The following is a 786-nucleotide window of genomic DNA, read 5'->3' on the forward strand; positions in this document are numbered from 1 at the left end:
ACTACGACAAGGAGAAGCTGCAGGAACGTCTGGCGAAGCTCGCCGGCGGCGTTGCCGTGATCCGCGTCGGCGGTGCGACCGAAGTGGAAGTGAAGGAAAAGAAGGACCGCGTTGACGACGCGCTGAACGCGACCCGCGCGGCCGTGGAAGAAGGCATCGTCGCCGGCGGCGGCGTGGCGCTCCTGCGCGCCTCGGCCAACGTCAAGGCCACCGGCGTCAACTCCGATCAGGCTGCCGGCATCAACATCGTGCGCCGCGCGCTGCAGGCTCCGGCCCGCCAGATCGCGTCGAACGCCGGTGCGGAAGCTTCGATCGTTGCTGGCAAGATCCTCGAGAACAAGGGCGCGACCTTCGGCTTCAACGCCCAGACCGGCGACTATGGCGACATGATCGCCATGGGCATCGTCGACCCGGTCAAGGTCGTGCGCACCGCTCTCCAGGACGCGGCCTCGGTCGCCGGTCTGCTGGTCACCACCGAAGCCATGATCGCCGAAGCTCCGAAGAAGGAAGCTGCCGGCGGTATGCCGGGCGGCATGCCTGGCGGCGGCATGGGTGGCATGGGCGGCATGGACTTCTAAGAAGTCCATAAAGCACGCCCATCAACTAACATTGCTCAAGCCCGCTAGCGGGCTTGAGTGGCGGCATGGACTTCTAATCCAGCCTACCTGGCTAATGCATACGGAAGGGCGGCAGCGATGCCGCCCTTTTTGTATGGACGATAGGGCCTGGCGGGTTGTGTGCGTCAAGTTCTGCAAAAAGGGGGCGGCCATATTGCTGGTCATGCGG

1 protein-coding gene is annotated in these 786 nt (G+C 64.6%); it reads left to right on the forward strand.

All coding sequences use genetic code 11. From position 1 onward, the window contains the following. The coding region (locus E5X34_RS32615; RefSeq protein WP_292231267.1) for a TCP-1/cpn60 chaperonin family protein at positions 1–578 on the forward strand (578 nt) is incomplete at its 5' end. Between the last annotated feature and the right edge of the window lie 208 nt (positions 579–786).

This window comes from Mesorhizobium sp. (assembly GCF_004963255.1).
GTDB lineage: Bacteria > Pseudomonadota > Alphaproteobacteria > Rhizobiales > Rhizobiaceae > Mesorhizobium.